The sequence below is a fragment of the Rhizobium sp. BR 362 genome, from assembly GCF_036528765.1.
In the GTDB taxonomy this organism is placed as follows: domain Bacteria; phylum Pseudomonadota; class Alphaproteobacteria; order Rhizobiales; family Rhizobiaceae; genus Rhizobium.
In genome coordinates this window covers 56,685-75,694 of sequence record NZ_JARWGH010000010.1, presented here as the reverse complement: position 1 = coordinate 75,694, position 19,010 = coordinate 56,685, and the positions used below count along the sequence as shown (strand labels likewise).

The 19,010-nt window shown below is 55.5% G+C and carries 19 protein-coding genes; 6 read left to right on the top strand and 13 right to left on the bottom strand.

Features of this window, described 5'->3' with window-relative positions; translation table 11 throughout:
- Positions 1-3: 3 nt before the first annotated feature.
- The 7 genes from QDY28_RS15715 to QDY28_RS15685 are packed head-to-tail and all read right to left on the bottom strand — an operon-like array spanning position 4 to position 5,142.
- Complete coding sequence (locus tag QDY28_RS15715; RefSeq protein WP_331382609.1) at positions 4-237, bottom strand: EexN family lipoprotein; 234 nt, start codon at positions 235-237, stop codon at positions 4-6.
- Positions 234-929, bottom strand: a complete 696-nt coding sequence (gene virB5 / locus QDY28_RS15710) for a P-type DNA transfer protein VirB5 (RefSeq protein ID WP_331382608.1) — start codon at positions 927-929, stop codon at positions 234-236. Before virB5 ends, QDY28_RS15715 begins: the two co-directional genes overlap by 4 nt.
- Positions 929-3,295 (bottom strand): VirB4 family type IV secretion/conjugal transfer ATPase, encoded by a 2,367-nt coding sequence (locus QDY28_RS15705; protein WP_331382607.1) that lies wholly within the window; start codon positions 3,293-3,295, stop codon positions 929-931. Before QDY28_RS15705 ends, virB5 begins: the two co-directional genes overlap by 1 nt.
- Positions 3,288-3,626 (bottom strand): type IV secretion system protein VirB3, encoded by a 339-nt coding sequence (locus QDY28_RS15700; protein ID WP_331382606.1) that lies wholly within the window; start codon positions 3,624-3,626, stop codon positions 3,288-3,290. Before QDY28_RS15700 ends, QDY28_RS15705 begins: the two co-directional genes overlap by 8 nt.
- Before the next feature lie 5 nt (positions 3,627-3,631).
- Positions 3,632-3,934 (bottom strand): TrbC/VirB2 family protein, encoded by a 303-nt coding sequence (locus QDY28_RS15695; RefSeq protein ID WP_331382605.1) that lies wholly within the window; start codon positions 3,932-3,934, stop codon positions 3,632-3,634.
- A complete protein-coding gene (locus tag QDY28_RS15690) occupies positions 3,931-4,599 on the bottom strand; it encodes a type IV secretion system protein VirB1 (RefSeq protein WP_331382604.1) in 669 nt (222 codons plus the stop codon). The genes QDY28_RS15695 and QDY28_RS15690 overlap by 4 nt, the downstream gene beginning before the upstream one ends.
- 3 nt (positions 4,600-4,602) lie before the next feature.
- On the bottom strand, positions 4,603-5,142 hold the full coding sequence (locus QDY28_RS15685; protein ID WP_331382603.1) for a hypothetical protein: 540 nt from the start codon (positions 5,140-5,142) through the stop codon (positions 4,603-4,605).
- A gap of 99 nt (positions 5,143-5,241) precedes the next feature.
- On the opposite strand from QDY28_RS15685, the gene QDY28_RS15680 reads away from it, so the two are divergent.
- Positions 5,242-5,595 carry a MarR family transcriptional regulator gene (locus QDY28_RS15680; protein ID WP_331382602.1) on the top strand — a complete coding sequence of 118 codons (354 nt, stop codon included), beginning with the start codon at positions 5,242-5,244 and terminating at the stop codon, positions 5,593-5,595.
- Between the two features lie 198 nt (positions 5,596-5,793).
- On the opposite strand, the gene QDY28_RS15675 is transcribed toward QDY28_RS15680, so the two are convergent.
- The 5 genes from QDY28_RS15675 to QDY28_RS15655 form a co-directional block, all read right to left on the bottom strand.
- Positions 5,794-6,519, bottom strand: a complete 726-nt coding sequence (locus QDY28_RS15675; protein WP_331382601.1) for a winged helix-turn-helix transcriptional regulator — start codon at positions 6,517-6,519, stop codon at positions 5,794-5,796.
- Positions 6,520-6,570: 51 nt separating this feature from the next.
- Positions 6,571-7,341: a 3-oxoacyl-ACP reductase FabG gene (gene fabG, locus QDY28_RS15670; protein WP_331382600.1), complete on the bottom strand. Its 771-nt coding sequence runs from the start codon at positions 7,339-7,341 to the stop codon at positions 6,571-6,573.
- A complete protein-coding gene (locus QDY28_RS15665; RefSeq protein ID WP_331382599.1) occupies positions 7,341-9,053 on the bottom strand; it encodes an acetolactate synthase catalytic subunit in 1,713 nt (570 codons plus the stop codon). The genes fabG and QDY28_RS15665 overlap by 1 nt, the downstream gene beginning before the upstream one ends.
- Complete coding sequence (locus QDY28_RS15660) at positions 9,050-10,411, bottom strand: aspartate aminotransferase family protein (protein ID WP_331382598.1); 1,362 nt, start codon at positions 10,409-10,411, stop codon at positions 9,050-9,052. The genes QDY28_RS15665 and QDY28_RS15660 overlap by 4 nt, the downstream gene beginning before the upstream one ends.
- Before the next feature lie 94 nt (positions 10,412-10,505).
- Entirely contained in the window at positions 10,506-11,150 is a 645-nt protein-coding gene (locus QDY28_RS15655; RefSeq protein ID WP_331382676.1) for a GntR family transcriptional regulator, read from the bottom strand.
- A gap of 295 nt (positions 11,151-11,445) precedes the next feature.
- Here QDY28_RS15655 and QDY28_RS15650 point away from each other — a divergent pair, with 295 nt between their 5' ends.
- The 5 genes from QDY28_RS15650 (at position 11,446) to QDY28_RS15630 (ending at position 17,223) form a co-directional block, all read left to right on the top strand.
- Positions 11,446-12,552 carry an ABC transporter ATP-binding protein gene (locus tag QDY28_RS15650; protein WP_331382675.1) on the top strand — a complete coding sequence of 369 codons (1,107 nt, stop codon included), beginning with the start codon at positions 11,446-11,448 and terminating at the stop codon, positions 12,550-12,552.
- Between the two features lie 3 nt (positions 12,553-12,555).
- Positions 12,556-13,455 carry an ABC transporter permease gene (locus QDY28_RS15645; protein ID WP_331382597.1) on the top strand — a complete coding sequence of 300 codons (900 nt, stop codon included), beginning with the start codon at positions 12,556-12,558 and terminating at the stop codon, positions 13,453-13,455.
- 73 nt (positions 13,456-13,528) lie between these two features.
- Positions 13,529-14,305: an ABC transporter permease gene (locus tag QDY28_RS15640; protein ID WP_331382674.1), complete on the top strand. Its 777-nt coding sequence runs from the start codon at positions 13,529-13,531 to the stop codon at positions 14,303-14,305.
- Positions 14,306-14,392: 87 nt separating this feature from the next.
- Positions 14,393-15,427 (top strand): extracellular solute-binding protein, encoded by a 1,035-nt coding sequence (locus tag QDY28_RS15635; protein ID WP_331382673.1) that lies wholly within the window; start codon positions 14,393-14,395, stop codon positions 15,425-15,427.
- Positions 15,428-15,744: 317 nt separating this feature from the next.
- On the top strand, positions 15,745-17,223 hold the full coding sequence (locus QDY28_RS15630) for an NAD-dependent succinate-semialdehyde dehydrogenase (protein WP_331382596.1): 1,479 nt from the start codon (positions 15,745-15,747) through the stop codon (positions 17,221-17,223).
- Positions 17,224-17,456: 233 nt separating this feature from the next.
- On the opposite strand, the gene QDY28_RS15625 is transcribed toward QDY28_RS15630, so the two are convergent.
- Complete coding sequence (locus tag QDY28_RS15625) at positions 17,457-18,650, bottom strand: glycosyltransferase family 4 protein (protein ID WP_331382595.1); 1,194 nt, start codon at positions 18,648-18,650, stop codon at positions 17,457-17,459.
- Between the last annotated feature and the right edge of the window lie 360 nt (positions 18,651-19,010).

Genomic DNA, 19,010 nt, shown 5'->3' with positions numbered 1-19,010 from the left:
GCGTCAGCCTCCGAGCGCCTTGCCCATGCCATCAAGGCGGGCCTTCCAATCAGCCGCCTCGGCATTCGTGCAGTTTGGCGTGCCTCGGAGCTCACCCGGATTATTTCGGCATTTCTCAATTGTATCGGCAAGCAGTTGGCGATCAGCCGGTAGCTCCTCGACCGAATAGACGCGTTCCGATTTTTTCCCGCAGCCGGCCAACGTGATGAGGAGTGTGAAAAGAACAAGAATTTTCATTGCAAAGCCGCTCCCATCGCATCCATGCGCTTGCGCCAATCCTCGGCCTTGCGCTGTTCGTCGACCTGAACCTGAGCTTGCTGCACCATGCGCAAACCCTGCATTCTAAGCACATCGGTCTGGAGGAAGGCGGTCTCGGCCTGCAGCCGCGCCTGTAAATCGGCTATGTCTTTAGCGTCACTCGCCGACGAGATTTGCTGACGCAACTGATCGATACCGTCGATCCGCCTGGTGGCAGCGTCATAGATTTGCTGACCGAGGCTCATCTGGCCGGCATTCCTATTCTGGAGGCGCGATAGCTCCTGAGCGTAAAAGTCGTTAGCGCTTGTCTTGTAGGTTGAATTGTCGCTCAAGAATTTCGAGACAGCATTGCCGAACACACCCGAGCCTGATCCTTTGAAGAGACTTTCGATTGAGGAGAAATCCTGTGGCAAGGCTTTGCGGACCGATGGATCATTCAAGAGGCCGGCAATATCCGCCATGTTGGTCAGCTTGTTCAGCGAGCCATAAAGCTGTTGTGCCTGCTGAAGCTGCTGGTTCAATGCGTCGAGCTGTGATTTCAGCTGGGTAATGCTCTCGATCTGCTTGGCGATCGCAGTTTGGTCAATGACCGGAATGCCTTGCGCGCTTGCGACCTTGGCCGAGAGGAACAGCGCAAGCATTGCCCCGGATAGCATTTTGGCCTGAACCATCACTCCATCCTCCTTTTTTGCTGGAATATCCTCAGCCAGTCGTCCTGGCTGGTTCCGAGTTCGGCGCGGATCGCGTCGGCAAGTTCGACATTAATCGTCCGTCCCGAAAGGATCGCGAGTTCGTCGTCAAAACCGTTGAGTTTGAGCTCGGCGACAACGCTGTTATGGCCCTGCTTAACGATGAAGCGGCGGCTCTCTAGAGAGAGCTCACGTGAGAGCAGCTCGAACTCGCGTTCGGTGAGTTTAAAGCCATCAACATAGTCGGCGCGGTCGCCACGGGGATTTGGCAGGAATACCTGCGTCGGGCATTGCTCAATAATCGTATGCGCTATCGGTGAGTTAATGGCGTCTCGCGGGCTTTGTGTGGCAAATAGCATCAGCCCATTCTGCTTGCGGATCGTCTTGAGCTTGTTTTGGGCGAGATCAAGGAAGCTCTCGTCCTGCAGCGCCCGCCAGAACTCGTCGATGACGATGATGATGCGGCGGCCATCGATCAATTGTTCGATGCGGTGGAAGAGATAGGCCATCAAGGGAGCGCGGATCTCCTCATTGTCGAGAAAGTCCGTCATGTCGTAGCCGAGGAACCTGGCGCCAATACCAATATCGTCAGCCTCGTTGTCGAAGACCCAGCCGAGCGGCCCTCCCCGCTCCCAGCGGCGAAGTTTCGCGGCAACCCCTTCCGGATCGGTATTGTTAAGGAATGTGCGCAGAGCTCCGATCGAGCGCTGTTCTCGTGGAAGGTCAGCAAGTCCTTCGATTGCCAAGGCAATATCGGCGACTTCGCTGACTGAAAGCTCGCGCGCCGTCGAGCCGACGAGCTTGCCGACAAAGCGCGCCAGGAAAACTTTGTTTTCCGGCGTCAATTCTAGAGCCTTTAACGGTGCGCATTTTGTCGGCTGCCCATTTCTGAGCGGCAGATACGTGCCACCGGCCGCGCGTACGAAAAGGTCAGATCCGCGGTCCTTGTCGAAGAAGACCATGTGCGGATTGTGCTTTTCGAGCTGTGACAGCATGAAATTAACGAGCACGGTTTTTCCAGCACCCGATGGGCCGCAGATGAAGGTGTTGCCGAGGTCGCCATAATGGAAGTTGAAATAGAACGGCGAACCTGAGGCTGTCTTCAACATGGCGACTGCCGGCCCCCATTCGTTTCCGTCTTTCTTGCCGACAGGATAGGAATGAAAGGGCGAAAGCGCTGCGAAATTTCGCGATGTTATTGCACCTGAGCGGGCTCGGTAACGAAAATTGCCAGGCAATTGCGCCCACCAGGCTGCCTCAAGCCCAAGATCTTCGCGCGCTACGACCGCTCCGCCGGTGGTCAGATGCGAGCGCGCCTTGGCGAGGTTGCCCGTCAGCTCCTTTACCGAGGATGCGAACACACAAAGCGACATATGGTGCTCACCGAGGACGAATTGGTTCGACTCTAACTCGTCCATGGCGGCATCGAGCTCCTCGATTTGGGAGACCGCTTTATCACCGGAACTGACCATTTGGTTCTGCTTGCGCCCCATGACTGTGCGCGCATCGGTTTTGGACATGAACCCGAAGGATTGCGTCAGGATCAGCTCGAATGGTGCCGTCAGAATGCCATCCAGCATGCCGCAGCGAGTCCTCGCCGGATACTCCTTGAAACCGAACATGCCGGCATAACGGCTTGATCCCTCGTGGCGGATCTCAACAGTCTCGCGCCCGAAGATGAGGCGATCGGAATAGATTGCCGAGGAGATCTTGCCGTCCGTCAGCGGCACCGGTTCACGGCGGCCGCCGATCAACTGGTGCAACACTTCGCTCAGTTCGGAAAAAATGATGCCGTCCCGGTTGTAGAGTGACAGCACACGCGGAGCGAAACGTTGCAGTCCCGCGGTGACATCAGTCACCTTTTCATGCAGATGCTTCAGACTGTCTCCATCGAGTTCACTCGCCATACGTCTAGCTTTGCGCAGCCGCGTTAGGAGATTTACGAGCTGTTCGGCCGGATCGCGGCCGGGATGCCAAATAAGGGTGAGATAGAGATCGTTGCGGAATAGATCTTCGCCGACCATGCGTTGGCGATATTTGCCATTCACCGTTGCCGAGAAGGTGTTGACGAATTCGCCGTCGGGATAAGTGTTGTCGCGTCGGCGCAGAATGTGGGTCCAGATTGCCAGACGTTCGTCGGCAATATTGCGGTACAGCGTGTTGAGATCGCGCTGCAGGCTATTTAAGTCGATTGTATCGGCCGTCTCGAATGACACTCCCTCCAAAGCAATCATCACCATCAATGCCCGGGAATCGAGTGCTATGGCCGTCCCGTCTAGATATCGGACATAGGGGATAAACGTTTCCGGCTCGAGTTCTCGGAATTTAAGGCGGGACATGTCAGTCATGACCGAAGTCCCTTTCATCGTAGCGCCGCACGAGCCGGAGCGGCGTTATCGAAGCGCCATTCCAATGTCTAATGTTGCGCGAACGACCGCGCGTCTCGACCCAAGCAATCAGAGTGCGAAACATATTGTGGTCGTGCTTGACGAGTGCCCGAAAGATGAAGTGAAAGGCCACGCCGACCAATACATAGGCGATCGAGCTGGCGAGAACATAAAGGATGGTCGTCACAATGACATTGATGCCCATCGCTTCCATGGTAACCCCTGCTATCATTGCCGGGCGCGTACAAGCGAGAAACAGCACATCTTCTTCAAATGCAGGTATGCGGCTCATTGTCGTCAGCCTCCCGCAAGAGTGCTGACAATTTGCGGAGCGCCATAAGCGATACCGATGCCGAGTACGCAATAGGCCGCCTTGCGCAAATCTAAGTAGCCGAACATCCAGGCAATCCCGACGATGATGATCGCAATCGTCGCCACTAGCTTCATCACATTGCCCGTAAGCATATTCACGATATTCTGCAGGACCGTCTCGATGCCGCCGGCGCTCTGAGCGAAGGCTGGCTCAATCGCAGCTGCCGAAAAGACGATGGTCATCAAGGCAGTGACTGCGAATGCACGCGTGTAGGACTTCGATATCATTCTGGCTGCTCCGGTTGTTCGATTTGGAAGACGAGAGCGGACGAGTGACGCGCCGCATTAAACACATCCCAGGAAGGAATCCTTATTTGCGGCGGCGGCGATACGTCGGCTTGGTCGTCGGAAGATCGTGCGAACGCCTTGGCCTCGGCTCCCTCCTGCCTGTCAGACCCCGCTGCGATCGTCAGCAAAGCCAATTTGGGCAATAGCCGTTTTGCCTCGCGCTGCACCTGCTCGTCATATTGAACCATCGCTCCAATAGAAGGATCGGACCGCCCGTAGTAGGATTGCAGCATGACCCGCTGCGCTTGCTCGGGAGCAGCACCTGCGTAAATAGCCAAACGATAATAACCGTCGAGCAGTGTGGCCGTCGCCTTGAGATTGAGGCAGGGGTCAAAGGCGTCGGAAATAGTAAGGTCACGCTTCCGCAACTCCTCAATTCCAATTCCACCAAGCCCCAGCTGGATTTTGTGGTGCTCGGCTATCAGTGTTGTCGCGTCCTGGATGGCCTGCGCCTTGCTATGCGGCTGCTTGCTAACGGGCAGATCTCTATCGAGGCGAATGGCAAACGGCTGGAAATTGCTTTCTAGGCTGACGACGGCTGCGAGCGTTTCGACGGCCACCGCTGGCGCGCAAGTTTCAGCAAGATCGATGAAGGATACGACCATGGGTCAGTACCACACGCGTTGGCTACCGACACCATCGATGATCACGTCGATATAATGCGGCTGCGTGCGCCGAAGTGGTTTCAATGTCGGATAGCCCACACATTGGGCATGCCTTCCGTCGCGCTGCCATCGAGCCGAAATTACCAACCCGTTATTGTTTGACGCACTGCTCTTACCGAAGCTGCAGAAGTGTTCGTCGACTTTTTGAAGGAGCGCGGCGACACAGGTTGCCTCCTCACCGCGGCCACCAAAACCAGTGGTAAGCTTATAGCCGTCATTGCAAAAGAAGGGCTCGTATCGAGGCTGAGAGGCACGAAAGCCGACGCCGCTGCAGGTCGGAAACGAACGTCCTTTCGCCAGCTCTTGCCAGAGCCTGCTGATGGGTGGGCGGCACTCGGCATATTGCGTCGGCCCACCTGGATTTGAAAGGCAGAGGATAACCTGACATCCCCAATCGTCAGCGCGAGCATCACTCTCTGAAATGCTGTATATAAAGCTGCTGCCGGCAACGGCGAAGACCATTCCAACCATAAGGCTTTTCATGAGCATGACCCTTCAACGTGAACGCATCACACGATCTTTGCGGGTAAGGACAACAATTCCTGCGTCATTTATACTGACGTATATAATGTACTTAAACCAATGACAAGTACGCTCAACACACAATTGCACAGCATTTCGTTCGCAGCCTTCATCCTGCAGGAGATCATGGGCAACCCAAGGGAAGACGAGACGCCGCAATCAAGACTGAAGCAGGTCGGCATGATGAGTGTCCTCTACATCATGCATCAGGGGCATCAGCCGCTAACTATCTCGAATCTCGTTGAAATTACAAAACTCACACGCATGGGCGTCTCCGAGGTCATCGAGCCATTGATTGCGCGAGGCATGCTCACCGAGACATTCGTGAAGAATTCGATGGGACGCGGCAAGGCGCGTCAGTTCGCAATTTCTGACGAGATTTTTGAAAAGTTGCGGAGCTTTCAGATAAAATAAAGCCTTCTGAAGAATTTTCGCAAGATCGAGCCAAATCGCATCAAAGAAATCAGTTTGATCCTCCGACGGCTATGGGCAGGAGGTGAGCTGCTGGTTGCGGTCGAGCTCCTCCGGCCGGAAGGTCCTCAGGCCGAATGCCCCGACGATATCGCCATTTAACTGCAGATTTTTACATCGGTTCTGATCGGAAGCATGGGCTCACAATTGTGTCCGTGCCAAAGGCGGCGGATCGAATACGTAGCCCGACTTGTGCACCGTTCTGATGCCAGCCTCGCATCCGGGCAGCCGCTTCAGCGCTTTGCGCAAGCGGCCGATATGAACGTCTACCGTGCGCGGCGTAACAGGCAAGAAAGCCGGCCAGGCCGATGCAATCAATTCTGAGCGGCTGCAAAGTTGCCCAGCGTTGTCGACCAGGCAAGATAGGATCTTCATCTCGACCGGTGATAGAACGACATTCTGGCCATTGCAGCGGACGCGGCGACCCTGCGCATCGATTTCGAACCCGCTGCACGCTTCTGCTGCCAGCATTTCCACTGAGGTTCCTGGCGCTCCTGAGGCTGTCTGTCTGAGCGACATCAGCAATTTTTCTGGTGAAAGTGGCCGGGCGAGACAATCATCAACACCGGCTCGTAATAAAGCAAGGTGGATCGGCTGCGCTCCGTCTCGAAGCAGCGCAATCAAACGCACGTGTCGGAGCGCAGACTGCTTAACTTCGATACAAAGGGAAACCGCATCTTGAGTTTCAGGAGTGCAATCGAGGAGGATGGCTTGGACCGCATCGTTAGCACATGAGTTCAAAACGTCGCTGGCGCTACACGCGAGAGATGGCGCAAATCCTTCCATCTTCAGGATATAGCTGAAGGGCAGAAACAGCTCTGCATCCTCAGTCCAAATGACGACCCTCTTACAGCCTGCCGGATTCATGTCGCTCGCCCTTTCGGAGTCCGCGTGGCTGAACACGCCAACGGCTGGAAGCTATGGAGGGRAAAATTCACCGCCATTAACGTCTATGATTGCCCCATTAACGAATCCAGCATCCATTGACGTCAAAAATGCAATGACTGCCGCGACGTCCTCTGGCGTGCCGAGCCGACCAGCCGGGATGCGGCCGACAGCTTCACGATTTGTCGGCGTGTCGGGCTCGCCTGTCAAAGGCGTTAGAATTCTGCCGGGCGCCACTAGATTAATGGTGATGCCAAAGGGACTAAACTGGCCCACCAGCGTGCGCACCAGACCAGCCATGCCCGCCTTGCTTGTAACGTAGGCAGGCCCCGCCACGCGAGGACGCGTTCGGCCAGCAAGCGACCCAACGAGAACGACACGTCCGAAACCTCTTTGCCGCATACCGCCGATTACTGCCTGACAGCACAGCATCGCACCCGTCAAGTTCACCGCCAGCACGTGGTTCCATTGATCCAGTCCAACGTCCTCAAACCGTATAGGACCGTTCGGGCCTTTCGGCGATATTCCAGCGTTGCAAACAAGGATCTCCGCAAAGCCCCAGATGGATTGGAGTTCATCGAAGAATTGTGTGAGCGCCGCAGGGTACGCTAGATCCACAACCCGACCGAGAACCCGATCGGGATCGAATTCTTCGGAAAGGGCCGTGCATGCCTCTGCAACAGTATCACTGCCGTGGCTGAAAACGGCGACACGATGTCCCGCCGCGAGCAGTCTTCGCGCGGTCGCCAATCCTATGCCGCTCGTCCCTCCTGTCACAACCGCCACGCGAGATCGATCCGACATTATGCCGCCTCGTCCATACTGACAAACAAGGATAGAGCCGGATGAGCGTCAGGGTCTGTCATGACCTCGATGAGCAATGGTCCCTTCCGCGACAATCCATCTTGCAAATGAGCTTTCAGCTTGCTCGGATCCTCGACACGAACTGCAGGGCATCCGCAGGCTTGTGCGATCTGGACATGATCGACGGGCGCGAAATGGCAGGCCGATGTGAAGCGACCGAACTTCGCAGTCTCGGCATCTCGTTGAAAGCCTAGAATGCCATTGTTGAGAAGAATGACGATGACAGGCAATTCGGACCGCACCATCGTTTCAATTTCCGCCCAGCTATGCGCGAACCCACCATCTCCGACCAAAGCAACAACAGGCTGGCTCGGCAGAGCAGCCTTTGCCCCCAATGCCAGAGGCAGCCCCCATCCTAATCCCGCAAGTCCACGAGGCGTAAGAAATCGCATTCCCGGAGCAAGGGCGCGCAACTGACCGACCACCCACATCGATGAATAGCTCGCGTCCGCAACAATGGTGGTTTGCGCAGTCAATAACTTCTGCAGTTCGACCATGATACGCTCGGGTCGGATCGGTGAAGACGTCGCGTGGACAAGAGGATGCCGCTCCTCTTCGAACCGCCGCCAGCATTCGGCAATTCGGCCAACGACAGCGGCGCGGCGGTCCCGGCGCTGTGAGAGATCACAATCCTTCAACGCACGAACAAGCTCGCGGAGCGTCTCTCTGGCATCGCCGACCAGACGCAAGGCCTGATAGTTGCGGCCGATTTCCTGCGGATCAACATCGATATGGATAATCTGTGCGTCTGGAGGAAGCTGTCGCCAACTATCCGTCCCGTTTTGGTTTGTACGGGTTCCGATGAGTACGACAAGATCGGCGTCATTGACCAAACCAGCGGTATGGCGTCCAAGCGAGCGCGGACCGATCAGCGATCCCAATACTCCCGCCGATAAGGCATGGTGTTCATCAACGGCACCCTTGCCCATATTGGTGGTGAAAACGGGGAGCGCCGCCGTCTCCTGCAAATCAGCCAGTTCCTCGCAAGCATTGCTACCGAGGACGCCACCGCCTGCGATTACCACGGGATTTCTGGCATGCGAAATCAGCTCTGCCGCCTCTCGTAGTGTCGCACGATCGGGGCACGAGCGATCAAGTGGCCAATGCCCGAGATTGAGAGATCGCGCCGACGACGGGACACTAAGCTCTATGCGGAGCAAATCTGCGGGCAACAGCAATGCCACGGGCCCCGGCCGACCGGAGCCGGCGGCAGTGAAGGCGGCATCGATATAATCCTCGATCCGTTCCGGCACCATGACCCTGCGGACCCATTTCGTACACGATTGGAAGAGAGCGATGTGATCGAGCTCCTGAAAAGCGTTTCGATCCATCTGGTCACGCTCGACTTCCTGCACGAGCGCGACGATCGGAATACTCGCCTTCAGCGCCTCAGCCATTGGCGGCACGAGGAGAGTTGCCGCTGGGCCATTCTGAGCTGCTACGACGCCGATTTTACCGGAACGCCGCGCATAACCATCCGCCATCGCGCCACCCATGTTTTCCTGGCGATAGGCGATCTGGCGAATGCCAGCCGCCTCGGCAGCCAGGATGAGCGCTGATGGCAAGCTTTGGGCGAAGATATGAGTGACGTCGTGGCGCAGTAGCGAACGAGCTAGCAATTGAGCGACGGTTTCTAGGGTCTTCACGGTCATGCCTTCAACTCCTCGAATGCAGATTGATAGGTCTCAAGAAAGTCGCCGAAGGCTTCAACGATCAGATCGAGATCGGAATTCGTCATTGCAGTGGAAAGGCAGGAGGCAGCACCAAAGGGAAGAAGGATGTCGAGCGAGCGAAAATGGCTCGTCATATTGGTCATCCAACTGTTCTGTTCAGGCGTTGGGAACGCCTGCCGATATTCGCGGGGCGTGTGGCGCTTCGGGTGGATGCGGAAAAGCGAAGCTGACCCGGTTACCGAAAAAGGCGCCTCATAGCGCGCTATCGCTGCGCAAAGACCATTGCGCACGTGTGTTCCCATCTCCTCGAGCCGTTCAAAACTTGCCGGTGTCAGAGCTTCCATGGCGACTCTCCCCGCTACCATCGACACTGGATTGGCCGAAAATGTGCCGCCTTGGGGTAGTACCGGTCTTGTTCCAACCCCTGCAAAGACCTCCATTACCTCCTTGCGGCCTCCCACAGCGCCGACAGGAAAACCGCCGCCGATAATCTTTCCAGCTGCTACCAGATCGGGCACGAGCCCAAATCGCGCGGATGCGCCGCGGTATCCTTGCCGCAGGTTGAGAACCTCGTCCGCAACGACGAGAAAGCCATATTGTCGTGAAAGGGTAGAAATTGCCTCGACAAAGGCCGGATCTGGTGCCATCAGCCCCGCCCGGCTCGGCATCGGATCTATCAGAATGCAGGCAAGTTCACTCCCGGAAATTGCCATTCGCCGCTCCAGGCCCTCAATGTCGTTGAAGCGGATCACATCAACTTCCTCGGCAACACTTTCTGGTGCCCCTCTGTAGACGGTCGTTGCCGACGGCGCCTCCTCAGGCCCCCACGATGCCGGCGCCGCGCTTTGGCTCACCTCGGCCCAATCGTATGCCCCATGATAGGCTCCTTCCGTGCGTGCAATGCGCGACCGGCCGGTGAAGGCACGCGCCGCCTTGATCGCAAACATAACGGCTTCCGTGCCACTATTGACGAAACGAATATGTTCGATCGCTGGAATGCGCTGAACAAGCAACTCTGCCAGACCCAGCTCGTGCTCGGTGGGATTGGAAAAACAGGTCCCTTTCTGCAAAATATCTGCAACAGCGTCGGCGACGGGCAGATAACCATGACCATGGATCAGCGTCGTAAAGTTATTGTTGAGGTCGAGCAGACGATTGCCGTCGACGTCAATGAGATATGCGCCTTCGCCGCGCGCAATGTAGGTCGGCATGGGGTCGCGTTCGACGGTCACACGCGTGGTTCCATCAGGAAATATGAGCCGTCCGCGATCGAAGAAATATTGCGAGCGAGACCGCAGTGCTGCCCGTCGAAATGAAAGAAAATCCTGATGAAGCATGTCTTATCCTCTCCGGTCGGCGATGCATTCGCATCCCGTTCATATTTTTGTTGCAACAAAAAAACATGAACGGCCGGAAAGTGCAACATAAAATTCAGGATCGACAGAGATTCCTCTGGTCGCGCTCGTTGTCGGCCTTCTTCATCTGGCGAAAGCCGTCGCGGATATCCGTCTCAATGGCAGCACGCGCACCTTGAGCGTCTCTTTCGACAAGCGCTTCGATGGCAACTCGATGGTTGCGGGCGCCGTAACGCCTCTCCGAAAACTCTGGATAAAGATTATTAAACGAAGCCCCCACCCGCAACCAAAGAGCCTCAATCACCTGGAGAAGATAAGGCATGGCGGTTAGGCGATAGATCCCGAAGTGAAACTCTTTGTTGTGCCAAAGGGCATCGAAATAGCGCCGCTCATCCAGTGCGGCATCGATTTTCGTTTGAATTGCCTCCAGTTCAGCGATCGTGACATCAGTGACCGTCTTAACGGAGAGCTCCGCAGCCAAACCCTCGAGCGCCAAGCGCATCTGGGTGATCTCCTCAAGGTCAACCAGCCTTAGATGTGGCACGATGACAGTTTTGGGGCCGGAATATACGAGCGCCCCATCGATCACCAGACGATTGATGGCGTCGCGGGCCGGCGTGGAACTGACGTTCAGCATTTGCGACACGGCGCGCACTGTCAGTTTTTCCCCAGGGGAAAAAGCACCCCTTATAAGGCGCTCTTTCATGTTGTTGTAGGCCATGTCGCCCAATCTCGTGGGCTGATGCTGATAAATTTCGTCGTCCTGCGTGGGCTTTTTCAAGTGATTTCCTCCAAATTCCTTTGACAAAGAAAATTTTTGTTGCAACAAAAAGAAAATGCGACAAGATTGCAAACATTATGTCGCATCAAATGTCATAGCATCTTTGCAAATCGCCGTCTTTCTCAAAGTTCAGTTTGGGAAAGGTGGACCGCAACAGATTAGCAATTGGACGTGCGCGAAAGCCGTCGTCCAGAAATTCGGGATATCTCAAAACCAAAACAATGGGAGAGGAACTTTGATCGGTCAAACACTTGCATTGAAAGGACTGACAAAACGATACGAAAACGCGGTCGCCGTCGATGGTGTTTCGCTCGTGATCCGGGCCGGCGAATTCCTGTCGATCCTCGGTCCGTCCGGATCAGGCAAAACGACGCTTCTAACCATGATTGCGGGCTTCGAAAACCCCAGCAGCGGCCAGATCATGATTGGCCCTCAAGATGTGACGTACATGGCGCCGAACAAACGCAATATCGGAATGGTCTTCCAGCGCTATGCGCTCTTTCCCCATCTCACGGTGGCTGCGAACATCGCCTTCCCGCTACGCATGCGACATATGAGCGAAAATCTGATCCGCCCCAAGGTGGAAGCGGCGTTGGCGCAGGTGCATCTCGGCGGCTACGCTGACCGATATCCGCACCAGCTATCCGGCGGCCAGCAACAACGCGTTGCGGTTGCCCGCGCCATCATCTTCGAACCCCCCGTCCTGTTAATGGACGAACCGCTCGGAGCGCTCGACAAAAAGCTACGCGAGACGCTGCAATTGGAGATCAAAAGCCTCCAGCAGCGCCTCGGAGCGACGGTCGTTTATGTGACGCACGACCAGGAGGAGGCCATGACCATGTCCGACCGCGTGGCGGTGGTAGCGAATGGGCGGCTAGCCCAGGTCGGTTCACCGCTCGAACTTTATCGCTCTCCCGTCTCCGCCTTTGTCGGAGATTTCATCGGGCGCATGAATTTTCTCGAAGCCGAATACCTGGGACTAGAGAATGGAAATCATATGGTGCGGTTGCGAGGTGGCAATCTTGTTTCTGCCGCACCAGCCGATGAGGAGGTCAGCCCCTTTTCGCTCGGGCAGGCAATCAGCGTGGCGGTGCGCCCGGAACGACTGTCACTTGCGCCACATGGCCGTGACCGCGGCGCGATATTGACGGGCACCGTTGACGCAGCCGTGTTCGCCGGCTCGTTTTTTTTCTTTTTTGTGCGAACTCAGACCGGCAATGACCGCCTGCTCCAGATCCAAATGCCCGTTGGGCATGCGGCCGCAAGTCTGCGCCGGGGCGACCTAGTCGATGCCATTGCAGAATCAAACGCCTTGCGCCTGTTTGCAAAAACGGAGGCCTAGTCGGTGACCTTCCCCATTCAAAACCAATCAGCAGCGTCTTCTTTTCGCTGGCTTCTAACCGGGACATCCCGCCACTATTCTCCACTGCTGGCGATCCTATTAATCCTGCCGCTGCTCATCCTTCTGGCAGTGGGTTTCATCTACCCCGTCTGGCGGCTAATCGAAATTAGCCTTTCCGCCGCAACCACATTCGAACCTTATCAGCGCGCCTTCGAGAACCCTCTCTACGTGCAGGTGCTTCTCAGAACACTCAGTATCGCGACGATAGTAACCATTGCTTGTTTTGCTATTGGGTACCCGACTGCGTACGCGATCGCGCGCATGCGCGGCCGACGTGCGAAGGTCGCTATGGCCTGCCTATTTATCCCCCTTTGGACCTCAGTGCTCGTCCGCTCCTATGCATGGATCGTATTGCTAGGGCGCAACGGCATCGTTAATAACCTTCTTTTTGACATGGGTCTCATATCCGCGCCAGTGAAGATGCTCTATACCGAGGGAGCTGTCATCGTCGCTATGACACATGTGCTGATGCCGTTCATGGTGTTGCCCATCCATTCGGCACTGCGCTCCGTCCCCGACGCTTATGAGCAGGCCGCGCGCAACCTGGGTGCGGGCCAGATTGTCGCCTTTTGGCGGGTGACCTTTCCGCTCAGTCTGCCGGGCGTCTTTGCCGGCTGCGTTATCTGCTTCATTCTTGCTATCGGCTTCTACATCACGCCAGCATTGGTCGGAGGACCGGGCGCGCTCATGATGGCGACCTTGATCGGTCAACAGACAATCGTCTTGCTGGATTGGCCGTTCGCCGCGGCTTTATCGGCGATCCTTTTGGCGGCAACATTGCTGCTGGTCACGGCTTTTCGACGCGCGCTCTCTTTCAGCAAAGGTTTAAACAGTGTCCACTAAGTTCTCAAACTTGACCCGAGAATTTGTTTCGCATTCGTCCGGCGACAGTTGTCCTAGCACCCTTTTGCCGTGGATGGTGAAACGCTCCGCCGACCTGATAATCGCAATAGTGCTGTTGTTTCTTGTGTTGCCGACGCTATTGATTTTGCCTCTGGCGCTGAACAATGCCTCCTACATTGCCTTCCCGCCACAGGGACTGACGCTACGATGGTTTCAGGCTTATCTATCTGATTCCGACTGGCGAAATGCGACTGTTTTCAGCCTTGAAATCGCCGCAGCGACAACGGTGGTCGCAACTATCGTAGGCACCATGGCTGCAGTCGCCCTCGTCCGCGGTAAGCTGCCGGGCAAAGCGTTGCTGCAGGCGCTCTGCCTCGGGCCAATGATTGTGCCACAGATCGTATTCGGTATTGCGCTTTTTCTCGTCTTCTCTCCGCTACATTTAACCGGCAAGTTGCCTGGCTTCGTCCTTGCACACTCGGTATTGGCGGTCCCGTTCGTCGTGATTATCGTCTCCGCAGCACTTGAACGAATTGATCCTCTTCTCGAATTGGCGGCTCTAAGCTGCGGGGCAAGTCGAATCCGGGCGTTTTTCGCGATAACGCTGCCTAATCTCGCCCCGGCAGTTGCGACCGCGGCCGTCTTCGCCTTCCTGACGTCATTCGACGAAGCAACCGTCGCTTTCTTTATCTCCGAAACTGACGGAAAGACGATCAGCCGGAAAATGTTCGAAGATATAGACTTTAACCTGACACCCGTCATCGCCGCGGTCTCGGCCATCGTTGTCGCCGTTTCGCTGCTTCTGATGGGGACAGTCCACCTCCTGAACGGCCGCCGGGCGCAACAATAGCGGCCGAACGTCCGCCGCAAGCGGGCTATCAAATAAAGGGGAAATCTAATGTTGACAGATTCAGTCATCCGGCTGAGCAGCATTGCTATGCTTTGCGCGGCCGCTTTCATGGGGGGCGCTACGTCGCGACCAGCGCTTGCCACCGACAGAGTCGTGATCGCGACCACTGGCGGTGCGTACGATGCGGCACTGAGGAAATGGTGGTTCGATCCGTTTACGGTCAAAACCGGTGTTCAGGTCGTATCAGTCGCGGCGACCAACGCCGAGATGCGCGCTAAGGCGGCGGCGATGGTCAAGACGGGCAATGTGACGTGGGACCTCTATCCCGATGGAGAAATCCAGGTCAGCTCGCAGGACCATCTCGCCATAGCCGAACAGCTCGACAGTTTTTGTGTGCAGTTCAAAGATAGGCAGGATCTAGTCCCCGACGCCTGTATTCCAGCGGGCGTCCGGCTTTTTTCCACGGCCACCTTGATGGCGTACGATCCCAAGGCGTTCGTGGGCAGTCAACCGGCGACCTGGGCTGACATGTGGAATACAACTAAATTTCCGGGTGGGCGTTCGTTCCCGAACTTCGATGATCCATGGCGTGTCATGGCCGCCGCACTTCTGGCTGATGGTGTAAAACGCGAAAACCTATTCCCGCTTGACGTGGACCGCGCGCTAAAAAAACTTGACGAATTACGGCCATCAATTTCGCTCTGGTGGAAGACAGGGGATCAAAGCGTTCAAGGCTTTCGCGAGAAAGAATACAGCGTTGGGCAAATTTGGCTAACGAGAGCAAGCGCGCTTAAGTCTGAAGGGCGTTCGATCGCCTGGTCGAACAAGGCAGCATTTCTCGTGGGCGATCGCCTCACTGTGGTGAAAGGTGCGCCTAATCGCGACAACGCGCTCAAGCTCATCGCCTTCTGGTTGGACTCGCCGGATATTCAGGCCAAGGTCTGTGAAGCGTTGTTGTGTACACCGCCGAGTAGCGCGGCGATCGCGCTGATGCCTCAAGCTGTTCGCGATCAGATGCCGAGTGCCCAAGACGTGCGCGACAACATCGTCGTGCCTGATGCCAAATGGATCAACGATCATGCCGCCGAATTGCTGGAACAGTGGAATAACTGGATACAGTAAGCAGGACATTCAATGTCGCCGGAAACGAAGCTGCTAACTAAGGCCGCTTAAATTCCAAGGGGATTATATTCAGCATTGTCCTACCGAACACTCACGCAGATGCACCCCGATAAAGATCGGCGGAAGGTTGATCCGTAGAACGTGCGCGCAATGACAGGGACGTTTAGCGCGCGCTCCACATGATTGATCCTCCTGAAATGCGGCATCTATAGCAACATCATTCGCCTCCTGGCGCCATCAGTACCCAGGACGACTTCTTCGCAGAGGACGTGTTCGTTCTTGAAAGGAAGCTGCGCGAATGCGAAGGAGATTAAAACATGACCATCGCAGATTCACTTCTATCGAAGCTTTCTGACCCATCGCTGGTGATCGACAAAGCCCTTATAGCTGGAGACTGGGTATCGAACAGTGAAGATGGCCAGACGTTTGATGTACTCAATCCTTCGACCGGCGATCTTGTCGCGACACTCCCAGACCTCTCTCGCGACGACGCAGCACGCGCAATCGATGCAGCCTATCACGCCCAAAAAGTCTGGGCGAAGAAAACCGGTAAGGACCGCGCGGCGGCTCTGCGAAGGCTTTACGATCTAATGGTCGCAAACGCAGACGATCTTGCGGTCATCCTGACAATGGAAATGGGAAAACCGCTCGCCGAAGCAAAGGGCGAGATTCTCTATGGGGCATCCTACGTTGAATGGTTTGGCGAGGAGGCAAAACGTGTTTACGGCGATACGATTCCAGGCCACGAGGCCGACAAGCGCATTATCGTGCTGAAGCAACCGATAGGTGTCGTCGCTGCAATTACCCCCTGGAACTTCCCGAACGCCATGCTCGCCCGCAAGTTTGCTCCCGCGGTCGCGGCAGGTTGCGCGATGGTTTCGAAACCCGCGGCCGAAACTCCGCTCTCTGCACTCTCACTTGCTCTTCTTGCCGAACGTGCCGGAATTCCAGCTGGCATCTTCAACGTAATCACGTCACGAGATTCGGCTTCTATTGGTAAGGAATTCACCGAAAATGAAAAGGTGCGGAAGCTGACCTTTACCGGCTCAACAGGCGTCGGCAAAATTCTTATGAGGCAGGGAGCCACCAAGATCATGAAGCTCGGCCTTGAACTTGGCGGAAACGCACCCTTCATCGTGTTTGATGACGCTGACGTCAATGCGGCCGTGGAAGGCGCAATGATTTCCAAATACCGCAACAATGGGCAGACGTGTGTTTGCGCAAACCGCCTTTACGTTCAGTCTGGAATTTATGACGTTTTCGCTCAGAAGCTTGCGGAAAAGGTCGGCGCGATCAAAGTCGGTGATGGCTTCGAACCCGGGGTCGGCGCCGGGCCGCTCATCACCGAGAAGGCCGTTGCAAAGGTGGAGGAACACATCGCTGACGCGCTTGACAAGGGAGCGAATATCCAAATTGGTGGAAAGCCAGACGCCAGGGGTGGCCTGTTCTTCCAACCGACAGTCCTCACCGGCGTCACATCGGAAATGAAAGTTGCCCGAGAGGAAACCTTTGGGCCGGTCGCACCGATCTTCAAGTTCGAAACCGAAGAAGATGTCGTGCAGATGGCAAACAACACAGAATTCGGCCTTGCCTCGTATTTCTATTCCAAGGACGTCTCCAAGATCTTCCGGGTCGCAGAAGCTCTCGAGTATGGGATGGTTGGCATCAACACCGGCTTAATCTCAACCGAAGTGGCACCATTCGGTGGCATTAAACAATCCGGTCAAGGTCGCGAGGGCTCGAAGTATGGGATCGATGACTACGTTGAAGTAAAGTATCTCTGCTTAGGTATTTGAGGCGTCTCGGTCGAGCCAGTTTGGAAGCTGCGCAAAAACTTGCCTTTCACCGCTTGATTTGTTTACGAAAGAGCGCTGGCATTTTCGTCCACCCATATGACCGTGCGAAGGCCGAGAATAATATCTGCGAGAGCGTGAGCCCATGCGAGCGCACCCTGCGCCAACGCGCGGCCGCACCAGTTCGTAGATTGCGGACCGCAAGGCGCGCGGGAATGTGAGAGAGACTCCAACCTTTACCGCTTTTCCACGCCCGCTGGCACTAACGTTGGATATTTCCCTGAACGGCCGGCCAGCGCAGTTTGATAGGTGTCGTTCCAGAATTCTGCAGCGTCTCTCGCATCGAACAATCGTTTGCACGTGTTCACGGCGGCAGGGCGCATCGCCATATAGCTTTGATGGTCATTGAGGATTGCTTCAATTTTTCGAACGCTCTCGATCGCCATGCGCTCTATTTCATCCTGATACAGTTTTTCGAACTTTGGGGTTTTTCTCTCATCAGTTTCTGGGCCCCAGTGTGATAATCCAGGTGTCAGAGCCGGGGCGATCATGAGGCCGTTGACCCCGTCGGCGACAAATTCCGGCAATGCGCCTTGGGCAGTACAAAGGGCTGGCGTTCCTCTCGACATGGATTCGATTACGCTGAAGCCAAAGGTGTCCGAAAAAGTCGTTAGAAGAGAGAAGTGGCTCCGGTCAAAGAGGGCCAGGACATCGCGGTTTGGCAATGTCTGGAAGTAGCTGACATTTGGCAGGGTCAGCATCTTTACGTATCGCTCCAGGACCTTACCATCGACCGGATCAGTCCATATGGATCCTCCCATTTGAAGCTTTGATACTATGTTTACCCGCAGAGGAAGTTTCCTTTCCTGCGCAAGCTCCGCAATTCTCGCGGCCACACACCCTCCTTTCCTTCCGAAGTGGTTTCCGACGAAAGTCAGCTCGAAAATCTCCAAACTTCCCTGAAACTGAGGAGGCGTCACGCTGTCGATGATTATATTGGGATAGCGGATTGTCGTCTTCGAGATAAGGACTTCACGTTCCTGTTCCGACAGTCCATCTGCATGCAATCCCGCAACGAAATTCTGCTTGGCAAAATTTGAGATGGCAACGATACGCCTGCATTTTTCGGAAAGGAGCTTCTTATATAAATAGGACCTGTAGTAATTTGCGTCGGGCGAGAATGTTCGGGGCAGGTGTGATTCAAAGCCGATAATGAATGGCGTGCCATTCAGAGGGATTCTATTAAACGCGTGAATAAGATCACACCGGACAACATCGATTGGGTTGAAAACAGTAAAACCGTCCCATCCGCGTCCAAGCCTATCAAACGGGATAAATTTCCGTCGCATTGTTTCGTAATGTCTTATCCGTGGACCGGTAAACTCCCAGGGATAGCCAACAGGGGCGAGTATTCGTATGCCTTTGGCCATTCTCCAGTCCCTCCAAGGTTCAATTAGGGCTTCGATCTGCGGTTCGGGGAATCGTTGCGGCGGGCGCCTTGAGCAGCGGCTGTGCGCCAGCCTATATCATAAAATACTCACTCGTGCGACAGTTGATGCCAAAAAGGGACGCATTCCAAACGCGTGCTATACCTTTGCGCGAACGTTGGCGTCGAACTGCGATGATGCTTCCTACGAATGCAGCGTACCTGGCACATCGCTAGTTGCGGCCATTGATATCGGCCGGACGGGCGTCGTTCCTGTTAGCAACATCGTCGGCCCTTAGCACCGACTATCGCGTCAACGCAGCTATTGACGCATAGTTTCACAACGTCGAGATCCCGGTCAAAG